This window comes from Vallitalea sediminicola, from assembly GCF_054408565.1.
Genome location: NZ_BTPT01000014.1, coordinates 141,108 through 164,487, shown reverse-complemented (window position 1 = coordinate 164,487; position 23,380 = coordinate 141,108). Strand labels below are relative to the sequence as shown.

Sequence of the window (23,380 nt, the reverse complement as noted above, 5' to 3'; positions counted from 1 at the left end):
TATATCAATCAAAATAATTAACTTAATTATCCAAGCATAAATTCTTTATGAAGAGCTTCGGTTGCCATTACTAAATCTTTTTCTTTTATCAGACAAGCTATGGTTGATAATGAATCAGCTGTTTGTAATATCTCAACTGATGATTTACTTAAACAACGAATAATTTTTGCCATTACTCCTGGAACACCGGTTATTTTTTCTCCAACAACTGTAACTTTGCAACAATCATCAATAAATGTATACGGTGCATTGTATCTTTCAATCAGCTTTATAACTTTCTCTTTACATATGTCATCTATTGTAAATACTTTTCTTTCAGGAAAAATATTAATAATATCAATACTTACATTTTCTTTAGCAAGCTCTGTGAAGAAATTTTCATCATCAATTTCTCCGTGGATAGAAAACTGAATTATATTAGTCTTATGAGCGATACTAGTTATTAACTTATCTTCAATAGTTTTCTTTCTATCAATACCAATATGTCTATTAATACTTGTTCCTCTTGAATTATTAAATGTATTCTTGATAATTAATGGTATTCCTGCTCTTCTTGCAACTTCAACAGCTATTGGATGTATAACTTTTGCTCCACTTCCAGCCATTTGAAAAACTTCATTATAACTTATCTCATCAATTATTTTTGCACTTTTACATATTCTAGGATCAGCAGTCATTATACCATCAACATCTGTATATATTTCTATTTCACTAGCTTTCAATGCTTCTCCAAGTAAAGAGGCTGTTGTATCACTTCCTCCTCTTCCAAAAGTTGTCACATTATTATCTCTTGTAGCACCTTGGAATCCAGCTACAACAGGAACTTTACCTTCGTTTAATAATTTCATTAAATGTTCTGTATTAATATCAATAACATTAGCGTTATTATAAGTATCATCAGTAAGTATACCTGCACCACCACCAGTCAATGCACATGCATCTATTCCACTTTCAAGTAATGTGTTAGTTATGACAAGAGAAGATATTGTTTCACCAACTGACATAAGCAAATCTATTTCTTTTGAAGATAATTTTGTGTTCTTATAATTTACTAAATGAAGTAGTGAATCAGTAGCATATGGTGCACCTAATCTACCAATAGCTGATACAACTACTACAACATTATCATATATTTTTTTTGCTTCTTTGATCTTATCAATAACATTTTTTCTTGTTTCTTCTGTAGCCATAGATGTACCGCCGAATTTTTGAATCAATATTTCCATATATTCACCCCATAATTAATATTTCAAGGATTTTTATATTGATTATAGCATCCTTGAAATTATCTTTTTCTTCTATATCTTTTAACTAAATATACCATATACTCGCTATTTTGAAAAGGATTTTGTCTACTAATACTGTATAAGTACAGGTTGTTTTTGCTTTCCTTTGAACGCCTCAAGAACTGTATCATAAATCAAATCCATCTTAGCTACTAATGAATTTTTCTTAGTTACATGATTATCTTGCCCAAATGGTACAAAATAAATATTTCTCGTATTCATTAGGGTCCCGAAATTTTTAAGATTAAGTGCCAATCCATCATTGGTAGCTATAGCAATAACTACAGGTTGACAATTCCTAAGAGTTGCCTTCATAGCCATTAATACTCCTGTATCAGTAATTGCATTAGATAACTTCCCTAACGTATTACCAGTACATGGTGCAACAACTAACATATCATAAAGTCTTTTAGGACCGATTGGTTCTGTTTCCTCAATTTTAGTTTGAACTTTATGTCCAGTCAATTCTTCAAGCTTCTCAACAAAATCTTGTGCCTTACCGAACCTTGTATCAATTGAATAAGCGTTACTTGACATTATTGGAAATATTTCAGCGCCATTATCTATCAATTGTTTCATTGGCTCAAATACTCTAGCTATAGTACAGAATGATCCACATAAAGCGAAACCTATTTTTTTACCTTCTAATTCTTTCAAATCACCTACTCCTTTCCTAATTTATAGTTTCCTCCCATATATCTCTTTTTCAATAACACCACTAATAATCTCAGCTGCTGTTTTTGGTGAATATTTCCCAGGTATTCCTCGAGCATTTATGAATTTATTCACATTATTTTCATAGATATTTGCAATATCTATAAAAATATAATCATCAAGTTTTTTTGATAAATTAATATCAATAAGTGCTACAGGAATTGTGTTAATTACATAGTTAAATTTCTCTAGATCAATAATAAAATTACTATCATCTAGAAAATCTCTAGTTAAATAATCTACTCTTAACAATTTATTATCCTGTATTTTAACTGTTTTCAATTTATTTATTGTAGCTATTATTAATTCTTCATTATTGGTAGAAGCCACATATACATCCATATTCAGTTTTTTTGCTAAGTCTGTTATTGCCATACCACATCTTCCATAACCTAATACTAGACACTTATTATTGGCAAGAGTGATTCCTACATTTTCTATCATCATACTAAGCACGCCTTCTGCTGTAGGTATTGAATTAAGTATTGCAAACTCATCTTCAGCTACAATATCAAATAAGTGAATATTATTATCTTCTGCATATGCTATTACCTCTTTTGTATATGGGCCCGAAAAAATATATTGCTCTGAAGTAATTAGATTGAATAAATCTTTGTATAATATTTTTTGTTTAGAATTAGCAGCAAATATGTGTTTTTTATCCTTAGAAAAAGGTATTGGACAAATTATAAAACATGCATCTTTTACTGCTTCTTCTAAAGATGATGCTCGATGTACATTAATAGATAACTCCTTATGCTCGTTGCCAAAAATAAAAACTTGATTGTTCTTAGAAAATATGTTTGATAGATATACCTGTCTTAAGTCTCCACCAATTACTGCTATTTTGTTTTTCATATATTATCATCACTAACTATCGTACTTTAATAATAAAATATGTTTTTTACAGGCTATATGTGACCGCAGAAAACCAAATTTGCATGTACTATACGTAAATATATAATTAATAGACAATGTACCCATTGAATTAACCTCACATATATTGTATTAACTATTGTATAAGATGGGATTCTATATATAAATATTAAAAAGAGATTTCATAATGTAAAATAATTTTAACTGTTGCTTAAACGGTTTAAGGGAATTAGGTGATTTTATAAAAAGATATTCCATAATAGAAAATAAAGAATTCAAATTTCGTGAGATAAAGCGTAAAGATTACAATTTAATAAAAAAATGGTATAAAAATAGTAATGAAACTGTTTCGCTTTCCAATAATTCGACAAATAGAATCAGCGCTAAAAAATGGTATAAAAACTACAAGAATGAATGTGAATCACTTATTTATATAATTGAAGAAAAAAATACTTATTGTATGCCTATAGGTACTGTAGTACTTCGTATGATAGATGATGATAATATAGAATTTGGTGGGTATATTATTGGTGAGAAAGATGCAAAAAATAAAGGTTACGGTATAAAAGTAATGAAACTGGTACAAATAATTATATTTAATAAGTTAGGTTGTAGATATTCCTATCTAACAGTTGATTGCAGTAATAGACCAGCTGTTGAAACATATGTTAAATGTGGGTATAAGATAAATTCTTTCATAGAAAAAAATGATCAAGATATGTATATCATGAGAGCAGTCAACAGAGAATCTGCTTCATGAACTTCAGTAAGATAGACTCTATTTAGCGCTAAATAAAGTCTATCTTATTAAATCTACATCTTACCAAACCCAAACCCCGATTCTTGGTTAAATAATATATTACTTTTATTATATGATATTCCACCTTTTATTGGGTTCTCACTACATAATAGAGGCACATCCAAATCTACCTCCATAATATTTTCTTTTGCAGCAGCTAGATGAGCCGCTGCAGTAACTCCTATATTACTTTCCATCATTGAACCAATCATACATTTCATATCAACTATTTCTGCCAAAGAAATAATTTTAAGAGCATTATATATACCCCCTGTTTTCATTAGCTTAATATTTATTATGTCAGCAGCCCTTTTATTAATGATAGTCATAGCATCTATAGGAGAAAAAACACTTTCATCTGCTAATATAGGTATATTAACGTTATCAGTGACATACTTTAATCCATCTATATCTTTTGCGTAAACTGGTTGTTCCATAAGATAAATATCGATATCCTTTTGTTCCATTCTTTTTATAATATAGACTGCCTCTTTTGGCGTATATCCTTGATTAGCATCAACCTTAATATTAATTTCATTTCCTACAGCTTTTCTAATGGCTTGCATTCTTTTGATATCCAATTGGGAATCTTTACCAACTTTTACTTTTAGATATGTAAATCCCTGGTTAACAGCTTCTAAACTATCGGCTGCCATTTCATCAGGAGAGTTTAGACTTATAGTGATATCAGTAGTTAACTTATTCCTATAACCACCTAATAGCTTATATACTGGAGCATTATATAATTTTCCATACAAATCATATAATGCTATATCTATAGCGGCTTTTGCACTCGTATTACCAACTATACAATTATTCAGAGTCACCATTATTTCTTCAAAATTACTTATATCTTTTCCCAAAAGAAATGGTTTAATATATTCTATTGCACCAATGATTGAATTCTCGGTGTCCCCTGTAATTACAGCAGTCGGTGATGCAGAACCATAACCTCTACCCTCTTTGGTAATAATCTCCACAACAATGGCTTCTATATGATCTAAAGTTCTAAGCGCAGTTTTAAAAGTTTTTTTTAATCCTATAGATAACCTGTTTGTTCTAATATCTAATATTTTCAATCAATTCCCCCATAACTAATTATTATTAATAATCAATTGACACTTATCAGCATCCAAGTAGGTATCTAATCCAACTGGTAATGTTATCATAGGTACACAATGTCCAGCTTTCAAGTTAAAAATAGTAGGTTTGTTAAGTTGTTTTATGATATCTTCAAATACTTCATCTAGGCTTTGGCTATCTTCATTTTCAAGTGGTATACAATCTTTAAAATCTCCTAAAACAACACCTTCTGCATCTCTTAATTTTCCAGCATTTTTTAATTGTGTGAGTGAACGATCCACTACATAAGGTCTTTCTCCAACTTCTTCAATAAAAAGTATTTTACCTCTTGTATCAATTTCATAAGGTGTACCTAGCGTTGATACAATCAGTGATAAATTACCCCCTATCAACTTACCTTTTACAGTACCAGAACACATAGATTTTATAGGAATACCAGGAGGATTTTTAATATTTAGTTTACCTTTTGTTCCTAAGCATGAGAAAAAACTTTTTTTAGTAAAATCATCCATTCCATCTAGCATATCTACGCCTGCCATGGGTCCATGATAAGTAACCATCTTACATATTTGATTAATAGCTATATGTAAAGCAGTTATATCACTATAACCAACAAAAACTTTTGGATGTTTTTTTATGGATTTGTAATTAATCAAGTCAAGTATTCTAGTTGTCCCATAACCACCTCGTAAACATATAATACCTTTTATCTTATCATCTAAAAACATATTATTGACATCTTTAGCCCTTAATTCATCTTCACCAGCCAAATATCCATTTTTGCTATAACAACTATCACCCATTTTTACTCCAAACCCAAGTTCTTCTAATTTTCTTTTAGCCAAATTAACATTATTAAGGGTTGTAGGACTTCCAGGAGCAATAACTCCAATGACATCTCCAGTTTTTAGATTGCTTGGTCTAATAATTTTAACCACCCCTCAAATCTATTTAATAATTGAACTCAATGCATTATATTACTATATAAGTTGAATTATTCATTTAATATGGTAACACTAATTTACCCATGCTAATTCCTTTATTAGCACCTGTTGCTGAAGGTAAATTATTATTATTACCGTGTAAGAATTCATTTCCAAGTACTGCAAATTCAATGGCTTCTTTTGCATCTGATGAATATCCCCACTGGTCCATTATTGTTACCTCTTGTTTAAGTCCATCTTTCAAACCTTTCATAATAGTGTTATTGTAGACACCTCCACCACTAACAATTACCTCATCTATATTATGATGAACATCAATATAATTATTGAAATGCATTATTATTGACCTAGTAGTATAAGCTGTTATTGTTGCAACAATATCTTCAAATCCCAAATTTCTAGAAATACCCTCATTATATAGATTCTGTGCTAATTCAAATGTATATTGTTCTCTACCTGTACTCTTAGGTGGTAATTTAGTTAAAAAACTATCATTATTTATAATAGCATCCAACCAATTATTACAGACTTCTCCTTTAGAAGAAAAATCACCATTGGCATCATATGTATTTTTATTATTAGTTCCTATAGAGACTACAGCATCTATTAGCATATTACCTGGTCCCATATCAAAAGCAACTACTTCTTCTGGGTTTGCATCAGCTTCTATTAGAGATACATTACTGATACCACCTATATTTATTAATGCTCGACCTTTAGTTTTATTATTAAATAGTAGATAATCTACGAATGGAACTAATGGGGCTCCTTGCCCACCAACAGCCATATCACTTGGACGAAAATCTCCTACTGTAATTAGACCTGTTCTATTTGCTATAACAGCTAATTCTCCAATTTGTAATGTAGCAAAATATTCAGGACTATGATAAATTGTTTGACCATGAGAACTAATGAAGTCAATATTAGATTTGTCAATTTTTGCTTTACTAATAACTTGTATAGCAGCATCTGCCATTTTCTCACCTAGATATACATTCATCTTACATATATTTTCAACGGTTGAGGTCTTATTGGCACATATATCAAGTATTTTGTTTCTCTCTTCTATATTAAAATTAAGTGTGTCAAATGCTAAAAGTTTTACCTTAGTTTCTATTGAAGATTTTTCAATCTCCACAAGAGCAGCGTCCACACCATCAAGTGAAGTTCCTGACATTAATCCTATAGCAATTTTTTTATCTTTATTAATTATTTTTTGTAGTTTATCTATCAAAGTCACCATTCCTTTAGCTTAATATAGTATTAATCTTTTATAATTAAGAAATATAATTTCATATATATGGTATCATATATAAAATTATATTTCAACTTATATACTGGCAAATTCAAATAAATTATAATATAATAAAGTTATATTACTTTTTAGGACATACTAATATCGAGGTGAGATTTATGGCAGAGTTAAAAACTAAAATTAACGATAGTAATCCTATGGAATATTTATTGCAAGTAGAAAATAAGAAGCGAAGAGAAGATAGTATAGAATTGTTAGAAATCATGAAAAACATAACAAATGAAGAACCAAAAATGTGGGGACCCAGTATTATTGGATTCGGTAAAATGGAATACAAAAACACTTCTGGAACTCATGATTGGATGATGATAGGTTTTTCCCCTAGAAAACAAAATCTAACTATATACATCATGAATGGATTCACAATGTATGAAGATCTTCTAGCCCAATTAGGAAAACATAAATTAGGAAAATCTTGTTTATACATCAGTAGACTAGAAGATATTAATATTGATGTTTTAAAAGAATTAATAACTAATTCTATTGAATATATTAAGAGTAAAAAACCTATTAATTACTCTTAAATAAATAATCTAAATCTTTATTGACATTGTCCCTTTCAAAAATAATATTTCTGTACACTATATTGTTGTCTTGAATGCTAAATATAACAATAGCTTTAGCATTCATTGATGGTATAGGGTTCATTGTCATGCCAACATTATCAAATTGAATAGTAATTACAAGTTCATTGATGTCATTATTATCTATATCCATTATATGAGTCTGTCTAGAAACACAAATTAAGTTATCTGAAGTGTTTTTATAGAAGTCTTCATCAATAATTATTCCTTCTTCTTCTAATTGTTTCTTTAATCTTTTCACCTCTTTTATTTCATCTTGAGTTAATTTAATTTGATATTTCTGGTTAAAGGATGGAAAGTTAATATACAGTAATTTCTTATTTACATCAATATAGTCTACATCACAATCAATACTATCAGTGGACCATATATCTACTAGTTGTTCATTTTCATATTTATAAAGATATTGATTTATTAATTCATCAGTTTGATCATATGAATGTCTTGTAATTGAGATTAAATCTTTATTATCAACATTGGTAAGCTCATATTTTACTGGATTATACTCACTAAATAAATCATTTTCACTAAAATAATCATCAATAAGTACTTCCGAGTTATTTACTTGCAATCTAACATCACCATCATAAAATAAAACCGCTTCATCCATACTATTTTGCAACTGTATCTTATCTAATATTGTTTCTTTGAATGAATTATACATTGGTTTACCGTTTATTATTTTTATAATGTAATTATTCCATCTATCAGGTAATGGAGACGTGTATAATTCTTCACTATCTTCAAACCAAAACGAACCACATTCTTGATTCATATGAATATCTTTGAATCCATCATATCTCAATATCACATCGTAATTATCAATATTGCAATCTCTCCAAATAGAATCACCATGTCTAGAAATCAGTTCTATAACCTTATTAGAGAACTCTTCTGAAGCAGGAATGAACTCACTGTTGTCTTGGCTTATTGTAAGTTTCACACTTTCATTGTTTAACAAATCCTCTATATTAATATTTAACATATTATTTTCCGTATTTTCAACATCTAGTAATTTATCTTCATTTGTACCATTATCTACTTGTGCTATACCACCTTTTTCTTCATTACTATTATGACATCCAACTAGTACTAAAAATGCTAAACAAGTTACTATGATTAATTTCTTCATATATTTTTTCCTCTTTCTTTACATGTATTATGCTTTAATCTATTTGGTACATAACTTATTAATTGTTCTATTCTTTCTTGGCTAATATTAAGGATAGAAAATTACGGTCTCCATCAAAAATTATTTCGTCACTCTCTTCTACTTCAAAATGGTTGCTAACTATATCTAATAACTCATCTTTTGTATAAGAAGCAAAAAATCTTTTGGGTACATATATATCTTCCTCATATATGCCTTCTGTTGACACTCCACCATACATACCTAAATAAAATATACCGTTTTTCTTTAGTATTCTCTTAACTTCACCTAAAACAATATTAATGTCTTTTTTAGGTACATGTAATAACGTATTCATAGACCAAACAAGGTTGAATTGTTCTGTCTCAAAACTTAAGTTATAGAAATCCATTACCTCTCCTTTTAGATTTTTCGACCGACATATATAAATCATATTTTTTGAAATGTCGATACAATAAACATCCAATCCTTTTTTAGTGAAATACTCTGCAAATGTTCCTGAACCAGCACCAAGGTCAAGTAATTCCATATGATTATCATTCACATATGATAAGAATTTATTTACTTCATTTTGCTTCCAACCAGGAATTACAGTACTTCTTAGTTTGGCATTTTTATCATAACTTTCTTTTATTATTTTTTTAATATTATTATCCATAAAACCTATTTTTCACCCCTAAGAATTTTTATAAAATCTCTTTCTGGACCAACGACACTATCTTTATTAAGCCATTTTACATTAACCGAATCCGGAGTAATAAGCCATGATTTTGATTTTCCGTTATCCTTTATTACAATAATATGGTTATAAGCAAATGCTAAGTCATAATACTCTTTAATAACTAATTTGTTAAAAGTCAGTTTAACTTCTGGATCATTACATAATGAAAATCCGATTAAATCGCCGTTTATATCTATTCCTATACCTACAGTGAAAAATAATGCAGAAGAGTCCCATAATCTAGTCATTTGAGGTATATTATTTATTTTTATGGGTAATTCTCTATCATTTTGAGTAGTTTCTAAATAAAAATATATTTCACCAATATCAAATACTTCACCCTGATTATCAAGTACTAGCGAATCATCATCACTTGAAACCAATTGTTTAATGTTATCCATTATAAAATTAAGTTGTATATTATCTTTTTCATCTTTACTTTTAATATCAAACCAATAAACACTATCGTTATCTTTTAAAACGAAACCATATCCTATATCTTTAATATTTTGAAATAATGGTCTAGCTTCTTGAAGTTTTGACAATGCTAATTCTTTTTTCTTTTCATATGTATAGATGTACCAACAAACTCCTTTATTGTCTAATATCAAAATATACTCACTATATCTGATTATTTTAATAACTTCTGTGGGTTTAACTTCAGTAGGTAAAAATCCTAATTTATGTTCAATAAATGTTGGTTCTATGAAACCATCACGTTCCCAGCTCCATATACTTCCATCCCCTCGTAAGCATGCTTTGTCATCTATAAGCATTCCATTAATCATTCCTGGTATTAGAACAGGTTCCATCCATTGATACCCTCCTGCTCTAGATAATGTATTCATATACCATACTTTTCCTTCCTTATCTAGTACAGTTGATTTCTTGAACTGTTTTACTGGCAAAGGAAGCACTTCATATCGTTGATTTGAATTATTATTAAATAGAATATCACCTTTTTGGTTCAATACCAAACATCCATTATAATAAGTATCATCTGCTTCAATAATAGTATTATTTTCCTCTAATTTTGTCAAATCCAAATCCCAAATATTATAATAATCCAATTCATTACTTTTTATCTTCTTATTAATCACTGGTTTATTAATTGAATACTCATCAGATAAGAGTTTACTGCTCCATTCCCATACAATACCATCTACATCTAAGCCTCTATAAACATTATCTCTGCTAGATATTTTAATAATATTATCTACTTTTTCTTGTTGTAAAGGTATTTCACCGAAAAAATAAACTTTGCTTGAGTTTCCAAGAGCCATCAAAATTTCTTCATCACCTTTTATATCTTTAATGGCTTCTGGGAATTGTATTCTTTTATACTTATATTTATAATCATCTATCAGCCAAACACTTCCATCCAGACAAGTTATGAGTAAATCACCATAATTATACGGATGTATACTTGTAATACATTCCAGTTCAAAAAGTTTCCAATCTGCATTCTTTATTATTTCACGTCCATCAGAATCATAATATGGTGGAGAAGCGTATGGAGCTATATCTATAAATAATCTACCATCTTTCTTTAGTACAAAGCCACTATAAGCTTGAAAAACATTATTATATGTAGAATCCTTGACAAACTTTCTTTCTTTGTTAAAATGCCACCATTCTCCATCCACAACATAATTCCCTTTATCCAAAAAATAATCATCTTTAGAGTTTTGTACAATGGTAGTCATCTTAACTAGTAAGACAATAGCTTCTTCTGTAGTTATTTTATTTTTCAACTCTATTTTTTTACCAAATCCAGTTATCAAATCAGTAGATAGAGCACTTTCGATTTGTTCTATCATCTGTTTATCATATAATATAACATTATTGTTTTCTTCTAATTCATAATCATCATTACAAATAATTTTTCGATTTAATTCTTTTTCCAATAGTTTCATGGTATTTGTGGCAATGGTAATTGCCTCTTTCCAAGTCATTTTGATATCCGGTTTAAAAAGCGATTTAGTCTTTCCTTGCATAATACCAGTATTAATTGCTTTATAAATACATTCTTCCCGAATATCTGAAAAAGATGTCTCCCTTGTGGCATCTAGTGTACTACCAGATAACTTTTCATAAATATCTACTATTAATGAACAAAACATCTTTCTAGTAATAAATTTATCATATTGAATATCATCAGCCTCCGAAATTATTTGTAGATTTTTAGCTATTTCAATGTATTGTTCATTCTTTTCTTCATCATTAATAGCATTAGTAATCATGCTGCTATAACTGAATATTAACAATGTCATCCCTATTAATATAAAAATTTTACTGAACCCCTTCATATACACACCTCACTAAGTAATATTTTTTATTATCATTTTCTTTGATCAATGTCTTTTATATCCATACTTAACACCCTTGACTTCATAATTAATTTACGAAGAAATTTATTGTACATAATACATGCTTTCAAATTTTTTATGATAATATTAAGTTTAATCTTCTTGATATGTTTATTATAATTCTTTGCAAATTTCACATTGTTTTTATTTATACTATGAGCTAACATAGTACCACTTTTTAATGCATAGCTTATACCTTCAGCTGAACTAGGACTTATAAAACCTGCTGCCTCACCAATTAATACAACATTATCTCTGATTAGATTAATCTGCCTAACTTTTCTTGTTCTCATTATTAAAGTTCCAGTTTTTTTATATTCTTCACCTATATCAAAACCATAATTTCTAAGTTTTTCTATAAGTAAGTCAAATTTTTCATTAGCTCCAGTATTATCTAGTATGGCTGATCCTATTAGAATATAGTTTCCTTTTTGAATAATCCAAGAATAAAAATCTGTTATTTCTCTATCAAATATTGAAGTATAATAAGGCATTTCATTATTGGTTTTATACCATTTTTGTATGGATATGTATGTGTTTGGTATAGTACAATCTGTAAATGCCTGTTTCCTGACTTTTGAAGTTGCTCCATCTGCTCCCACTAATATTTTTGTTTTAACAACAAATTCTTCATTACCCTCTCTATATTTTACTTCTATGTAGTCATTTTGTTTTTTATGAGAAGTAAATAAGCAGTTGAATTTAACCTCAACTGTAGAAGGTATCAAAGATACTAACCATCTGTCAAATTTCTCCCTATCAATATTAATATAATGTCTTTGATAATGTTTCTCCATTTTATTATCAAAATCAACTGATTTCACACTAAACATCTGTGGTCCAGTTAATACATCTTTTGGAATGCCTAATCCAAGATGCGCTAACATTTTCTGGGCATCTGGAGCAATTAAACCTCCGCAGCATTTTTCTCTCTTATATTCTATATCTTCATTAAGATTTCTCTTATCAATTACTAAAATCTTATATTTATTGTCTAACATTCTAGCTAGAGTTGCCCCTGCAGGTCCAGCTCCTACTATTACTATATCATACATTCATTTGCTCCTTTGCTACTATCTAGAGTCGATTATATTTATACTTATTATACTTTTGTTGTATAGCCATGTCAATATAGCTAAGGAGCATCATTTTACATATTATGGTTGATTTATGATAATGTCTTAGTGTATCACAATTGATTATGTCCTATTTCCAATATACATCCTAGGAATTCAGAAAAAGATTTGATGCTGCTAGGTATGATTCAGAATATGTCAGGAATATCAAGATGTATTGATAAATCCAATGGCGTATAGTTAAGATTAACTGAAACTATTACATAAATAATGCCAATCGAATAACGATTGGCAAATAAATTTTATTTTATATACTATTTATTAACAGAGATAACTTATTTATTAATGTTTAATTTTTCTTTTTTTACTTCTCTTATTACCATTATCTTCTCCATACTCATAATAATGATAATAATATCCTCCAGATTTTGATATATCCGCTTTTGATAACACTACTCCTAAAATACTAGCATTAACCTTTTCTAGTAATTTTTTAGCTAATTTAGCTGATTCAATATTAGTTTCTCCAGAAGCTATAACTAATATAACACCATCAACTAAGCTCGATAATATAGCTGCATCTGTAACACTGCATACAGGCGGTGCATCAAATAAAACTACATCATACTCTTCTCGGAACTTATTAACTAGCTCTTTCATAATGCTCGATTCAAGTAATTCTGTAGGATCTGGCGGTATAGGACCCGCAGTAATAATATCTAGATTAGGAATAGATTCTAGATTATGTATAATATCTTTTACCGGTTTCTTTTCAACAATTATATTAACTAATCCTTGATTATTATCTATACCAAATGTCTTATGAACTCTTGGTTTTCTCAGGTCACACTCTACTAATAGAACTTTTTGACCTGCTTGTGACATTGTAATTGCTAAATTAGCCATAGTCGTGGTCTTACCTTCACCAGGGTTAGAACTAGTTACTACAATAGATTTATTTTCCTTATCTATATTAAGATAATGAAGATTAGTTCGTAGCATTCTATATGATTCAGATATAGGTGATTTGGGTTCTTTAAATGTTATTAGATTATCAGCCATATTATTACTCCTCCCCTTTGAACTTAGGTATAACCCCAATTACAGTTAATCCTAGATGTTTTTCTACATCTTCTTCTGCTTTAAAAGTATTATCAAAGTATTCCATTAAAAAAATTATGAATAATCCAATCATACATCCTAGTATTCCTGCTATTGCAACACTTAATTTCTTATTAGGTTTAACCGGGCTAGTAGGAACTAATGCTTTGTCAATAACTTGAACATTCTTAACTTCAATAATCTCTGACACTTTTACTACTAATGTATTAGCTATTTCATTAGCTATATCGGTTGCTAACTTAGGATTGGTATGTTGAACGTTAATAGTAAATAACCTTGAATCCTTTACCGTACTAATAGATAGATTAGACCTAAAAGCTTTTAAATCCATATTAATATTAAGATTATTAATTACTTCATCGGCTACCAATCTACTCTTTGCAATTTCTCTATAATCTGTAATTAATTTGCTATTAAGTTGTAAGTCTCCTAAAGAAATACTTCCTATATCACCTTTTTCCTTACCTATAAATAAGGACGTCTTAGCTTCATAAACGGGTTTCATATAATAGGTTGTAACGAGATAAGTTGATACCGTACCTATCACAAGAAATATTGCAATTATCCACCATTTCCTAAGTATAACACGTATAAGTTCTCTCAAATCTATTTCTTGATACTCATTTTCCATTAGCTAGTCTCCTTTTGGCTTGTCCATTAGTTCATGTTAAAAATATATTTCAATTTATGTATAAGCCCATTGTTTGTTTTAATTTTTGGTTCTTCGTATTCAATATGACTATTATTCAATACTTTTAAACCATTATCATTAAATAGCTGATTGGCATATATTTTTCCATATTTATCTTCAACAAATTTATACGCTTTTATAATTCTCGGAGAACGTCTTCTACTTGAATGTGAATCTGTTGCAATAAAATGAATCATATGACGTTCTAATAACTCCAATGCCATTTTTTTAACTTTTTCACCATATATTCCCGTAATTGATCCTGAATTTAGCTGTAAGAAACATCCTTTTTTAATCAATTCAATTAAAATGTCATCAATATCCTTAACTGCAAAAGTACGCTCTGGATGAGCAATTATAGGTATATATCCTTTCAAACTAATACTATAGATCAAATTATTAACACTATATTTTGCTGTTCTTGGTGAAAACTCCACTAAAACATACTTACTGTTACTTAATGAAAAACAGTCTTCATCTACTATCTTATCTGGCAACATTGCATCAGCAAATAATTCATTACCTAATAGAAGTTTAATCGGTATATTTTCCTTTTGTATAACATTACAAACTTCTTCATACCTTATCAATAATTCTTCTTTTGAATATTTATTAGCTCCTATAATATAATGCGGCGTTGCAATTATTGATTCAATACCTTCATCTACAGCAATTTTCAGCATTTTTATTGTTTCCTGTATTGTAGGTGAACCATCATCAACTCCATATAATATATGACTGTGAATATCTATCATACCGTCCTGTCCCTCCTTACTATATATTTAGGAACATTTTATCACTACATATGTGTGTTTTATTTATCAAAAATATAATTATATTTTTCAAATAGCACATTTAACTCTTTACATTCTTCAGGAGTTAAAACAACTTCTAGATATTCTTGCAAATCGACTTTCTCTTCTTTTGTCAATCCATCTTCTAAATATCCTAATAATATGTCGTCGTCAATTTTATCTCCAAGTGATAATCCCGCTTCTAAATCATTATCAGCAATATCTTCTCTATTTTCATTGATTTTTTCATCTACCCACTCATGATTAGTATATTCCTGATCTAATTTTTCGGGTATATTTTCTATATTGGTATTACTATTATTTTCATTATTATTTTGACTACTATCATCTTCGTCATTTTGACTACTTACAATTTGACTACTATCTTTTATATCACCCTTAACCTCTTCTTGAGTAAAGGATTTACTATCATTAGATTCTTCTATATCTGTATTTTCATCAGTTTCATCATTAATATCATTTAGTTCAATGTCTTTATTTGGCTCTGTAATATCATTTACATCTTTTGAAACTTCATCAATTTTTGATTTTTTCTTAACATCATTTGAAATATCGTTATTGGAAGTATAATTATTATCTGCCTCATAATCTTGTAATTTTTTATTAAATGTAAGAACATTAATTCCAATAATAATAAATATTGCAATCAGCGTACCTGATAAAATAAAAATAATAATTCTGTTTTTTTTCATTGATACACCTCTATTCCTCATATTCATAAATACTACCAGCCACCATTTATAATGGCGCTGGTAGTAGTAATCACTAATTAATATATTAATCCACTAAATAAAGGTTATAAATCATAACTGCTGCTTGAGCTCTTGTTATTTCTTCTTTTGGATTAAATTCATCACCAGATTTTCCAGTAAAAATGTCTTCTCTAACTGTTGTTGAAACGGCATTTTTAGCCCATGATGCAATATTATCATAATCTACAAATACCTCTTTGATAAGATTACTATCTGCTTCCTCTTTATATCCTAAGCTATTTAAGACGTTCATAATAACTTTTGCTGCTTCTTGTTTAGTTATTGTATTATTTGGAGCAAATTCTGTTTTGGAAACACCATTGATTATTTCATTTTGATAAGCAGCTGCAACATCTTTTGCATACCAAATATCGGCTGATACATCTTCAAATGGTTGTGCTTCATCATTAGCATCTAATTGATACATTCTAGCTATTAAAGAAACGAATTCTGCTCTTGTTACTTTCGCTGACGGATCATATTTGCCTTCATCTTTTCCATTAATTATACCTTTACCCGCTAATATTTCAATAGGTTTTTCAGCCCAGCTATATGCTGATAAATCACTAAATGTATCAGTTGAAGCACTTACAAAATACTTACTAAAGTGTTTTCTCATTACAGAGATTTTACCTGTTAAAGGATTATATCTACCTGCAGCTTTAACAACATCTCCATTATCTGTTAATAAGTAAACAGAGATTCTCTCTGGATCTTCATCTTTTTTCAATTCATATGGTACTGCAACTTGTATTGGCTTATTGAATTCAGATACTTGACTACCATCAACATGAGCATCTAAATCAATTACTGTTTCTACCCCACTTGGTAAAGCCACTTTTTGATCATTTGTTAAAGTATCTACATTTATATTGGATGCACTAAGTTTCACTTCAGCAGTCTCTTCAATGCCGAATGTTCCTGCGCTAAGTTCAAAAGAAGCTATATCAGACTCAACAGTTACTTTATCAACTGATATAAACGCATCTGTTAAATTAGGTAATGTTACATTAACTTCTTTTGTAGTCTTTGATGTTGGAACTTCTAAGGTAATTTTTATATCCATTTCTTTAGTTCCAGTAATTTTATTATCTTCTAGAACTTTATCCATATCTTTTTTAGCATCTTTTGCTTTCTTAATTTGATTTTTATAATTAAGCTTAGATAAATCCGCTGTTGCTTTTCCATTACTAACTTTTATGTTGCTTGAAGAAACTTTAAGTGTACCTGCTTTGTTAATAGCTAATTCTGCTATCTCTACAGCAGCTTGTTGTAATTGTTTAGATTCTTCAACATTATCTTTTAAGGCATTATTAATACCTGCTACATCTTTAATTAAAGCTTTTGCTTTAAGACTTACTGTAGAAGAATTACTTATCATATCTAACACAGCTTTAGTATTATCAAGTGTTTTTTCGATTTCTTCTACTACAGCTTTTCTAGCTTCAGGCTCTTGAAGTTTTTCAATAACTTTTTCAGTACTAGTCAACACTTGTGATACTGATTTTAGAGCTTTATATGCTCCAGCTTGATCTTTAACCTTAGTTAAATCATCAGCTAATTTACTCACTACCTCTTCAACCATAGTAGCTGTTTCTTCTTCTGATAACTTACCAGTCTTTAATTGATTAGCAATATCATCTAATTTTTCATTAGTGGTTGGAGATGTATCCCCATCACCAGTGGATGGTAGATATCCGCCACCGTTACCGCTATTATCATCACCACCACCTGAAGAAGGTGTATAGTTTTTAACTAATCCAGTACTCATTAAATAATTTAGTGCTGTAGTCTTATCACTATCATTAGCACTATCATTATAATAAGTAACAAAAACGTTAAGTGAGTCAATTACTTTATTAACATCATCAAAATAATCTTTAATAGCATTAATTTTGGCAATAGCTGAATTCACTTCTGATTCTCTTAAATATAGTTGCTTTGTTTGAGTGTTATATGTGAAAAATTTTGTATTTGATCTTTCAGCATCATCATATAGAGAAAATATTGTATCTAATTTATTATAACCGCTATGAAGAATTTCTTCTGTTACACCAGTATTAATTAATAAAGCATTAATCTCATCTTGATGATTTAATAAAGCATTAATAAATTCAGATCTTTGTCTGTTTCTAATGTATGTTGTCAAATTACTAATACTTATAGATCCTTGATTGTCTTGTACAAATGTAACAAATGTACGTATTGCATTCATAGAAATATTGAATTCATTAATTAATTCTTGATTAGTTCCATCTAGTTCCGCAAATGCACTATTAAAAGCACTTATAAACGCTTCCTTGTTATTAATGTCATAAATAGCTTGTACTAGATTAGCAGTTTCATCTGCATATCCTGTTTTAAACATCTCATCAGTCAAACTTCTAAGCAAACCATTTATATCATCTAAGTTAGCTTGTGTTCCACTTGCATTAATATTAACAGGTACAGCCATTAGCACTAAAACCAATGCTAAAGCTAAAATTCTCTTGAAATCTTGAAAGTACTTCATTTTATCTCTCCTTTTCTTTTGCATAAATTATTGTTATCTACAGAATAGAATTATATATTATTCTCTATATCTTACTTTCTGTAGTATAATCCTATAATAGTGTCTTATCCCTTAGCAACAGCAATTTCTCTCTTAGCCATACGCTGCATAAACTCTCCGTTAATCACTTTGTTTTCTGTCTTATATGTAGGCACTATATTAGCTAAGTTCTTCTTAATAATAACATGGTTGTCTTTATTTATTATGTTATTTAACTCATCTAGAGATTTTAAAAGTTTAGTATAATCAATATCAGAAGGTCTTCCAATAAATATCTTGTTATGATCTGTTGATGTCATACCTTCTTCAGCCATAAGTAATTCTTCATATAGTTTTTCTCCTGGCCTTAGCCCTGTTATTTCTATTGGTATATCAGTATAAGGTTTCAACCCAGATAATTTTATTAAATCCTTTGCCAAATCAATAATCTTCACAGGATCACCCATATCTAATATAAAGGTTTCTCCCCCCTTAGCTATAGCTCCAGCTTGAATAACTAGTTTAGCAGCTTCAGGGATAGTCATGAAATACCTTATAATATCTTCATGAGTTACTGTCACTGGACCTCCCTCTGCAATCTGTTTTTTGAATAAAGGAATGACACTACCATTACTTCCTAATACATTACCAAATCTAACAGCTGCAAATTCAGTTTTACTTTCCTTATCTATTGATTGAATAATCAATTCACATAATCTCTTAGTTGCTCCCATTACATTCGTAGGATTAACTGCTTTGTCTGTAGAAATAAGTACAAATTTCTTAACATTATATTTATCGGCACATTGTGCAACATTTAAAGTACCAAACACATTATTTTTTATTGCTTCTGAAGGATTGTCTTCCATCAATGGTACATGTTTATGCGCTGCAGCGTGAAATACCACATCTGGTCTAATGTCATTAAATATTTTATCAATTCTCTTTTTATCTCTAACTGATGCTATTATCACCTTAAGATTTATTTTTACTTTACTATATGTTTTTTTAATGCTATCTATATTTTGAAGCTCAACATTGTTCTTTCTAATCAATTCATTTTGTAAATCATAAGCATTATTTTCATAAATATCTACAATAACCAATTCTCTTGGTCCAAATTCTGCAATCTGTCTACATAATTCTGAACCAATGGAACCACCCCCACCTGTTACAATCACCTTCTTGTTTTTCAGGTAATTATTGATTCCATTAATGTTAAGGTCAACTTGTTCACGTCCTAGTAAATCATCTATCTGCACATTTCTTATATCTGCCAACTTCACTTTTCCATTAATAATTTTATCTATTCTTGGTAAAATTTTCAACTTACACTTAGTACGCTTACATTCTTCTATAATCTCTTTTATCTCTTCTTTATCAGCTGATGGAATACAGATTATAATTTCATCTATCTCTTTTTTATACGCTACGCTAGCTATATCTAATCTCTGTCCCAAAACTGGAATATTATTAATAACTTGTCCTTGTTTTTTTATATTATCATCTATTAAGGCTACAGGCTTACCATTAAACTTAGGGTTATTCTTAATTTCTTTTATGACCATGGCCCCTGCATCACCTGCACCAACAATCATTACCCTATTTTTCTCTTCATTAGATAATATATCACTATGTTTAATTCTTCTTATAATTCGATATCCGAATCTTAGTCCACCTATGAACATTATTTCAAGAATTATTGTCAACATATAGATTGATCTTGGTAAATGTTGCTGTTTAAGATACATATAAGCTATAAATGCTCCATTAGCACATATAACCGCACCTATTACCTGCAATACTTCTTCAATGCTAGCATATTTCCATAAACTCTGATATAGCTTGAATATGTAAAATATGCATATTTTTATAGCTGTTATTGTAATAATATTAGTTAAGTATATATTGATATATTGCTTATCAATAACTCCCTCAAATCTAATATAGCATGATAAAAAATATGCTAATTGTACTAATATTACATCCATAACAATTAAATACACTATTCTTATTCTTTTATACATTTAGTTCGCCTCTTAACTTCTAAATTTATTTAATTTAATATTAAATTATTTTTAGGCATAACATAACAAATATTCCATAACATACACAATCAAGAAACTACCTAAGATATTAACAATGCAAATAATAGCAATTTTAATATTTTCTCAAAATTATTCTTGTATCAATTATTTAATTATATAAATACTGGTTGTCTAATTCTCTATCGATTGAACGACACATATAGCAGTATGTTATGTATAGGTCTTTTCCATAATACATATCTAATTCAATATGAAAATTCATATACTCAATGAATTCACACGAATCAGCACCATACCTTTTTCTATTACTGGTATTACTAAATTTACACTTTCAAGAGTATTTTCAGAAGATATTTTTTCTTCTTGATTTTATCACTTTTAGAAATACCAACAAGGAAATAAGTTAAAAGATTTTTAAGTTTGTATTTTGCCTGTTTTTGAATTTCTAACCACTTATTATTAATTAACGCCAAATCGGATTAATTAATGCCACGCACTCTTTTCCTGTAAGCTCTTTATTATTCTGGCACCAGCCTCTTCTCCCACAGCTGAAGATTTTATTTCTTTAGTGCATTCTATCAATGTTCCGGATATCATTATACAACATTAACATTATTTGTCAACACTTATCTGTTATTGATGTTTTTTGATATAATATGTCATCTTTATTTATTTTTACGAAATTTCATTGTTATAATTGCCATACATACCAATATTCCACATAACGCTCCCAAACTATCAATAATCACATCTCTTATCTGCCCACCTCGACCATCAATAAAAGTTTGATAATATTCATCAAACATAGCATATATAGTCGCAACTATCCACGATATAAAAAATGTTTTTAAGGGATTTTTTATTTGAGAGTATATAAATATAAATAAAATCAAAGCAAAGATAAAATAGATACCGAAATGTGCTGTCTTTCTAATAATATGATCAGCTTGTCTGATAATTGCATGCGAATCATCATTGGCTTCATTTTCTGATATTATTCCTAATTTTACTACAATGACTTTTGCAATTTTAGTTGATAATTTATCTGATTCCGTGGCTGTCTGAGAAGAAAATAAATTTATTCCAATCATCAAGAATATTATAATTATTATTCCTAGTATTTTTTTGTAGTTCATAAAATGTTGCACATCCTCTGTAGTCCCATTTTAGTAATTTGCATCCTTGTATACTATACCAAATTTTTCTATATATTACAATAAAATTCACACTAAAAATGTATTTTATTCTAATAAGCGACAATAAGTAATATATATATTACTTATTGTATATAAAAAAGATGCCATGGTAGCCATGGCATCTTTTATCTTTCAAAAGTCTCTACAACTTCTTTTAATTTTTCTCTTATTTCCAAATTTTGCGGACATTTTTCTTCACACTGTCCACATTCAATACACATACTAGCTTTACTCTCTTTCTTCATATGCTTGGTATACTCTTCTTTAGCAATATTAAATTCAAACATTGATGATTCATTGTATAATGCAAAACATTCTGGTATATCTACACCTTTCGGGCACGGCATACAATAAGCACATTTGGTACATCTTACCTTTATTTTACTATCGTATATATCTTTAACTTCATCTATCAATTCTTTTTCTTGGTTTGTTAAAGAATTAGGCTTTGTTTCTGTAGCAATTCTAATATTTTCATTGATGTGTTCCATTTCATTCATTCCACTTAAAACTACATCTACCTCAGGATGATTCAATATGAATTTAAACGCCCATTCAGCCGGAGTTCTTTTTATATCAGCCTTGTTCCATACGGCACTTATATCATCAGGAATATTCTTTGAGAGACTTCCACCTCTTAAGGGTTCCATAATAACTACCCCAAGCTCACGTTCTTTGGCATATCTTAGTCCTTCTTTACCAGCTTGGTAATTTTCATCTAAAAAATTATATTGTATTTGACAAAAATCCCAATCATAAGAATCCACAATCTCTTTAAATAACTTAATATCATCATGGAAAGAGAATCCAACATTTTTAACTCTTCCATCAGCAATAATGCTCTTTAAGAATTCAAAAACATTATTGTCTGTTAAATTCTTCCATAATTTCTTATTTAATGTATGTAAAAGATAAAAGTCAATATGATCAGTCTGTAATTTTTTTAACTGCTCATTTAGATATTTGTCCATATCTTCCCTTGATTTTATTAACCAAGATGGTAGTTTAGTTGCTATTTTAACTTTTTCTCTATAACCGTTTTTGAGCGCTTTTGCCACTAATTTTTCACTTTCTCCACCGTGATAATTATATGCTGTATCAATATAGTTGACGCCACCATCAATTGCATGACGAATTTGTTCAATCGCCAGTTCTTCAATAATATCCTTATTGTCATTATTGTTTGTATGAAATCTCATACAACCGAAACCAAGTCTTGAAACCTTTTCATTAGTTTTTCCAAATAGCTTATATTGCATTATAAACCACCTCATTAAATTATTTTAGTATAGCATTAATTATAATAATA

The 23,380-nt window shown here is 29.1% G+C and carries 20 protein-coding genes; 2 read left to right on the top strand and 18 right to left on the bottom strand.

Annotation, left to right across the window (positions count from 1 at the left end):
* Window positions 1–26: 26 nt before the first annotated feature.
* The 3 genes from dapG to ACX6CF_RS06885 all read right to left on the bottom strand — a co-directional run bounded on the left by dapG (window position 27) and on the right by ACX6CF_RS06885 (window position 2,858).
* Complete coding sequence (dapG, locus tag ACX6CF_RS06895; protein WP_458784571.1) at window positions 27–1,226, bottom strand: aspartate kinase; 1,200 nt, start codon at window positions 1,224–1,226, stop codon at window positions 27–29.
* Between the two features lie 129 nt (window positions 1,227–1,355).
* The gene (locus tag ACX6CF_RS06890) at window positions 1,356–1,943 is read right to left on the bottom strand and encodes a dipicolinate synthase subunit B (protein WP_458784570.1); all 588 of its coding nucleotides are present in this window, start codon (window positions 1,941–1,943) and stop codon (window positions 1,356–1,358) included.
* 21 nt (window positions 1,944–1,964) lie between these two features.
* Complete coding sequence (locus ACX6CF_RS06885; protein WP_458784569.1) at window positions 1,965–2,858, bottom strand: dipicolinate synthase subunit DpsA; 894 nt, start codon at window positions 2,856–2,858, stop codon at window positions 1,965–1,967.
* A gap of 259 nt (window positions 2,859–3,117) precedes the next feature.
* On the opposite strand from ACX6CF_RS06885, the gene ACX6CF_RS06880 reads away from it, so the two are divergent.
* A complete protein-coding gene (locus ACX6CF_RS06880) occupies window positions 3,118–3,636 on the top strand; it encodes a GNAT family N-acetyltransferase (RefSeq protein ID WP_458784620.1) in 519 nt (172 codons plus the stop codon).
* A 53-nt stretch (window positions 3,637–3,689) separates the two neighbouring features.
* On the opposite strand, the gene ACX6CF_RS06875 is transcribed toward ACX6CF_RS06880, so the two are convergent.
* The 3 genes from ACX6CF_RS06875 to ACX6CF_RS06865 form a co-directional block, all read right to left on the bottom strand.
* Window positions 3,690–4,754: a dipeptide epimerase gene (locus ACX6CF_RS06875; protein ID WP_458784568.1), complete on the bottom strand. Its 1,065-nt coding sequence runs from the start codon at window positions 4,752–4,754 to the stop codon at window positions 3,690–3,692.
* A 15-nt stretch (window positions 4,755–4,769) separates the two neighbouring features.
* Window positions 4,770–5,696, bottom strand: coding sequence for a S66 peptidase family protein (locus ACX6CF_RS06870; RefSeq protein ID WP_458784567.1), 927 nt, complete (start codon window positions 5,694–5,696; stop codon window positions 4,770–4,772).
* 64 nt (window positions 5,697–5,760) lie between these two features.
* The gene (locus tag ACX6CF_RS06865) at window positions 5,761–6,936 is read right to left on the bottom strand and encodes an anhydro-N-acetylmuramic acid kinase (RefSeq protein WP_458784566.1); all 1,176 of its coding nucleotides are present in this window, start codon (window positions 6,934–6,936) and stop codon (window positions 5,761–5,763) included.
* A 179-nt stretch (window positions 6,937–7,115) separates the two neighbouring features.
* Between ACX6CF_RS06865 and ACX6CF_RS06860 the strand changes: the two genes are divergently transcribed.
* Window positions 7,116–7,541 carry a DUF1801 domain-containing protein gene (locus ACX6CF_RS06860; protein ID WP_458784565.1) on the top strand — a complete coding sequence of 142 codons (426 nt, stop codon included), beginning with the start codon at window positions 7,116–7,118 and terminating at the stop codon, window positions 7,539–7,541.
* On the opposite strand, the gene ACX6CF_RS06855 is transcribed toward ACX6CF_RS06860, so the two are convergent.
* The 12 genes from ACX6CF_RS06855 to ACX6CF_RS06800 form a co-directional block, all read right to left on the bottom strand.
* Window positions 7,528–8,733: a hypothetical protein gene (locus ACX6CF_RS06855; RefSeq protein WP_458784564.1), complete on the bottom strand. Its 1,206-nt coding sequence runs from the start codon at window positions 8,731–8,733 to the stop codon at window positions 7,528–7,530. The genes ACX6CF_RS06860 and ACX6CF_RS06855 overlap by 14 nt on opposite strands.
* 67 nt (window positions 8,734–8,800) lie before the next feature.
* A complete protein-coding gene (locus ACX6CF_RS06850; RefSeq protein WP_458784563.1) occupies window positions 8,801–9,409 on the bottom strand; it encodes a class I SAM-dependent methyltransferase in 609 nt (202 codons plus the stop codon).
* Between the two features lie 5 nt (window positions 9,410–9,414).
* Window positions 9,415–11,781, bottom strand: a complete 2,367-nt coding sequence (locus ACX6CF_RS06845; protein WP_458784562.1) for a hypothetical protein — start codon at window positions 11,779–11,781, stop codon at window positions 9,415–9,417.
* 32 nt (window positions 11,782–11,813) lie between these two features.
* Window positions 11,814–12,896 carry an FAD-binding protein gene (locus tag ACX6CF_RS06840; RefSeq protein WP_458784561.1) on the bottom strand — a complete coding sequence of 361 codons (1,083 nt, stop codon included), beginning with the start codon at window positions 12,894–12,896 and terminating at the stop codon, window positions 11,814–11,816.
* Window positions 12,897–13,259: 363 nt separating this feature from the next.
* Window positions 13,260–13,979, bottom strand: coding sequence for a CpsD/CapB family tyrosine-protein kinase (locus ACX6CF_RS06835; protein WP_458784560.1), 720 nt, complete (start codon window positions 13,977–13,979; stop codon window positions 13,260–13,262).
* A 4-nt stretch (window positions 13,980–13,983) separates the two neighbouring features.
* A complete protein-coding gene (locus ACX6CF_RS06830; protein ID WP_458784559.1) occupies window positions 13,984–14,670 on the bottom strand; it encodes a YveK family protein in 687 nt (228 codons plus the stop codon).
* Between the two features lie 26 nt (window positions 14,671–14,696).
* Window positions 14,697–15,485: a tyrosine-protein phosphatase gene (locus tag ACX6CF_RS06825; RefSeq protein WP_458784558.1), complete on the bottom strand. Its 789-nt coding sequence runs from the start codon at window positions 15,483–15,485 to the stop codon at window positions 14,697–14,699.
* 59 nt (window positions 15,486–15,544) lie between these two features.
* Window positions 15,545–16,237, bottom strand: a complete 693-nt coding sequence (locus ACX6CF_RS06820) for a hypothetical protein (protein WP_458784557.1) — start codon at window positions 16,235–16,237, stop codon at window positions 15,545–15,547.
* An 85-nt stretch (window positions 16,238–16,322) separates the two neighbouring features.
* Window positions 16,323–18,809, bottom strand: coding sequence for an S-layer homology domain-containing protein (locus tag ACX6CF_RS06815; RefSeq protein WP_458784556.1), 2,487 nt, complete (start codon window positions 18,807–18,809; stop codon window positions 16,323–16,325).
* A gap of 104 nt (window positions 18,810–18,913) precedes the next feature.
* A complete protein-coding gene (locus ACX6CF_RS06810) occupies window positions 18,914–20,854 on the bottom strand; it encodes a polysaccharide biosynthesis protein (RefSeq protein ID WP_458784555.1) in 1,941 nt (646 codons plus the stop codon).
* Between the two features lie 686 nt (window positions 20,855–21,540).
* Window positions 21,541–22,011, bottom strand: a complete 471-nt coding sequence (locus ACX6CF_RS06805; RefSeq protein WP_458784554.1) for a VanZ family protein — start codon at window positions 22,009–22,011, stop codon at window positions 21,541–21,543.
* Between the two features lie 185 nt (window positions 22,012–22,196).
* Window positions 22,197–23,330: an aldo/keto reductase gene (locus tag ACX6CF_RS06800; RefSeq protein ID WP_458784553.1), complete on the bottom strand. Its 1,134-nt coding sequence runs from the start codon at window positions 23,328–23,330 to the stop codon at window positions 22,197–22,199.
* Window positions 23,331–23,380: the final 50 nt, after the last annotated feature.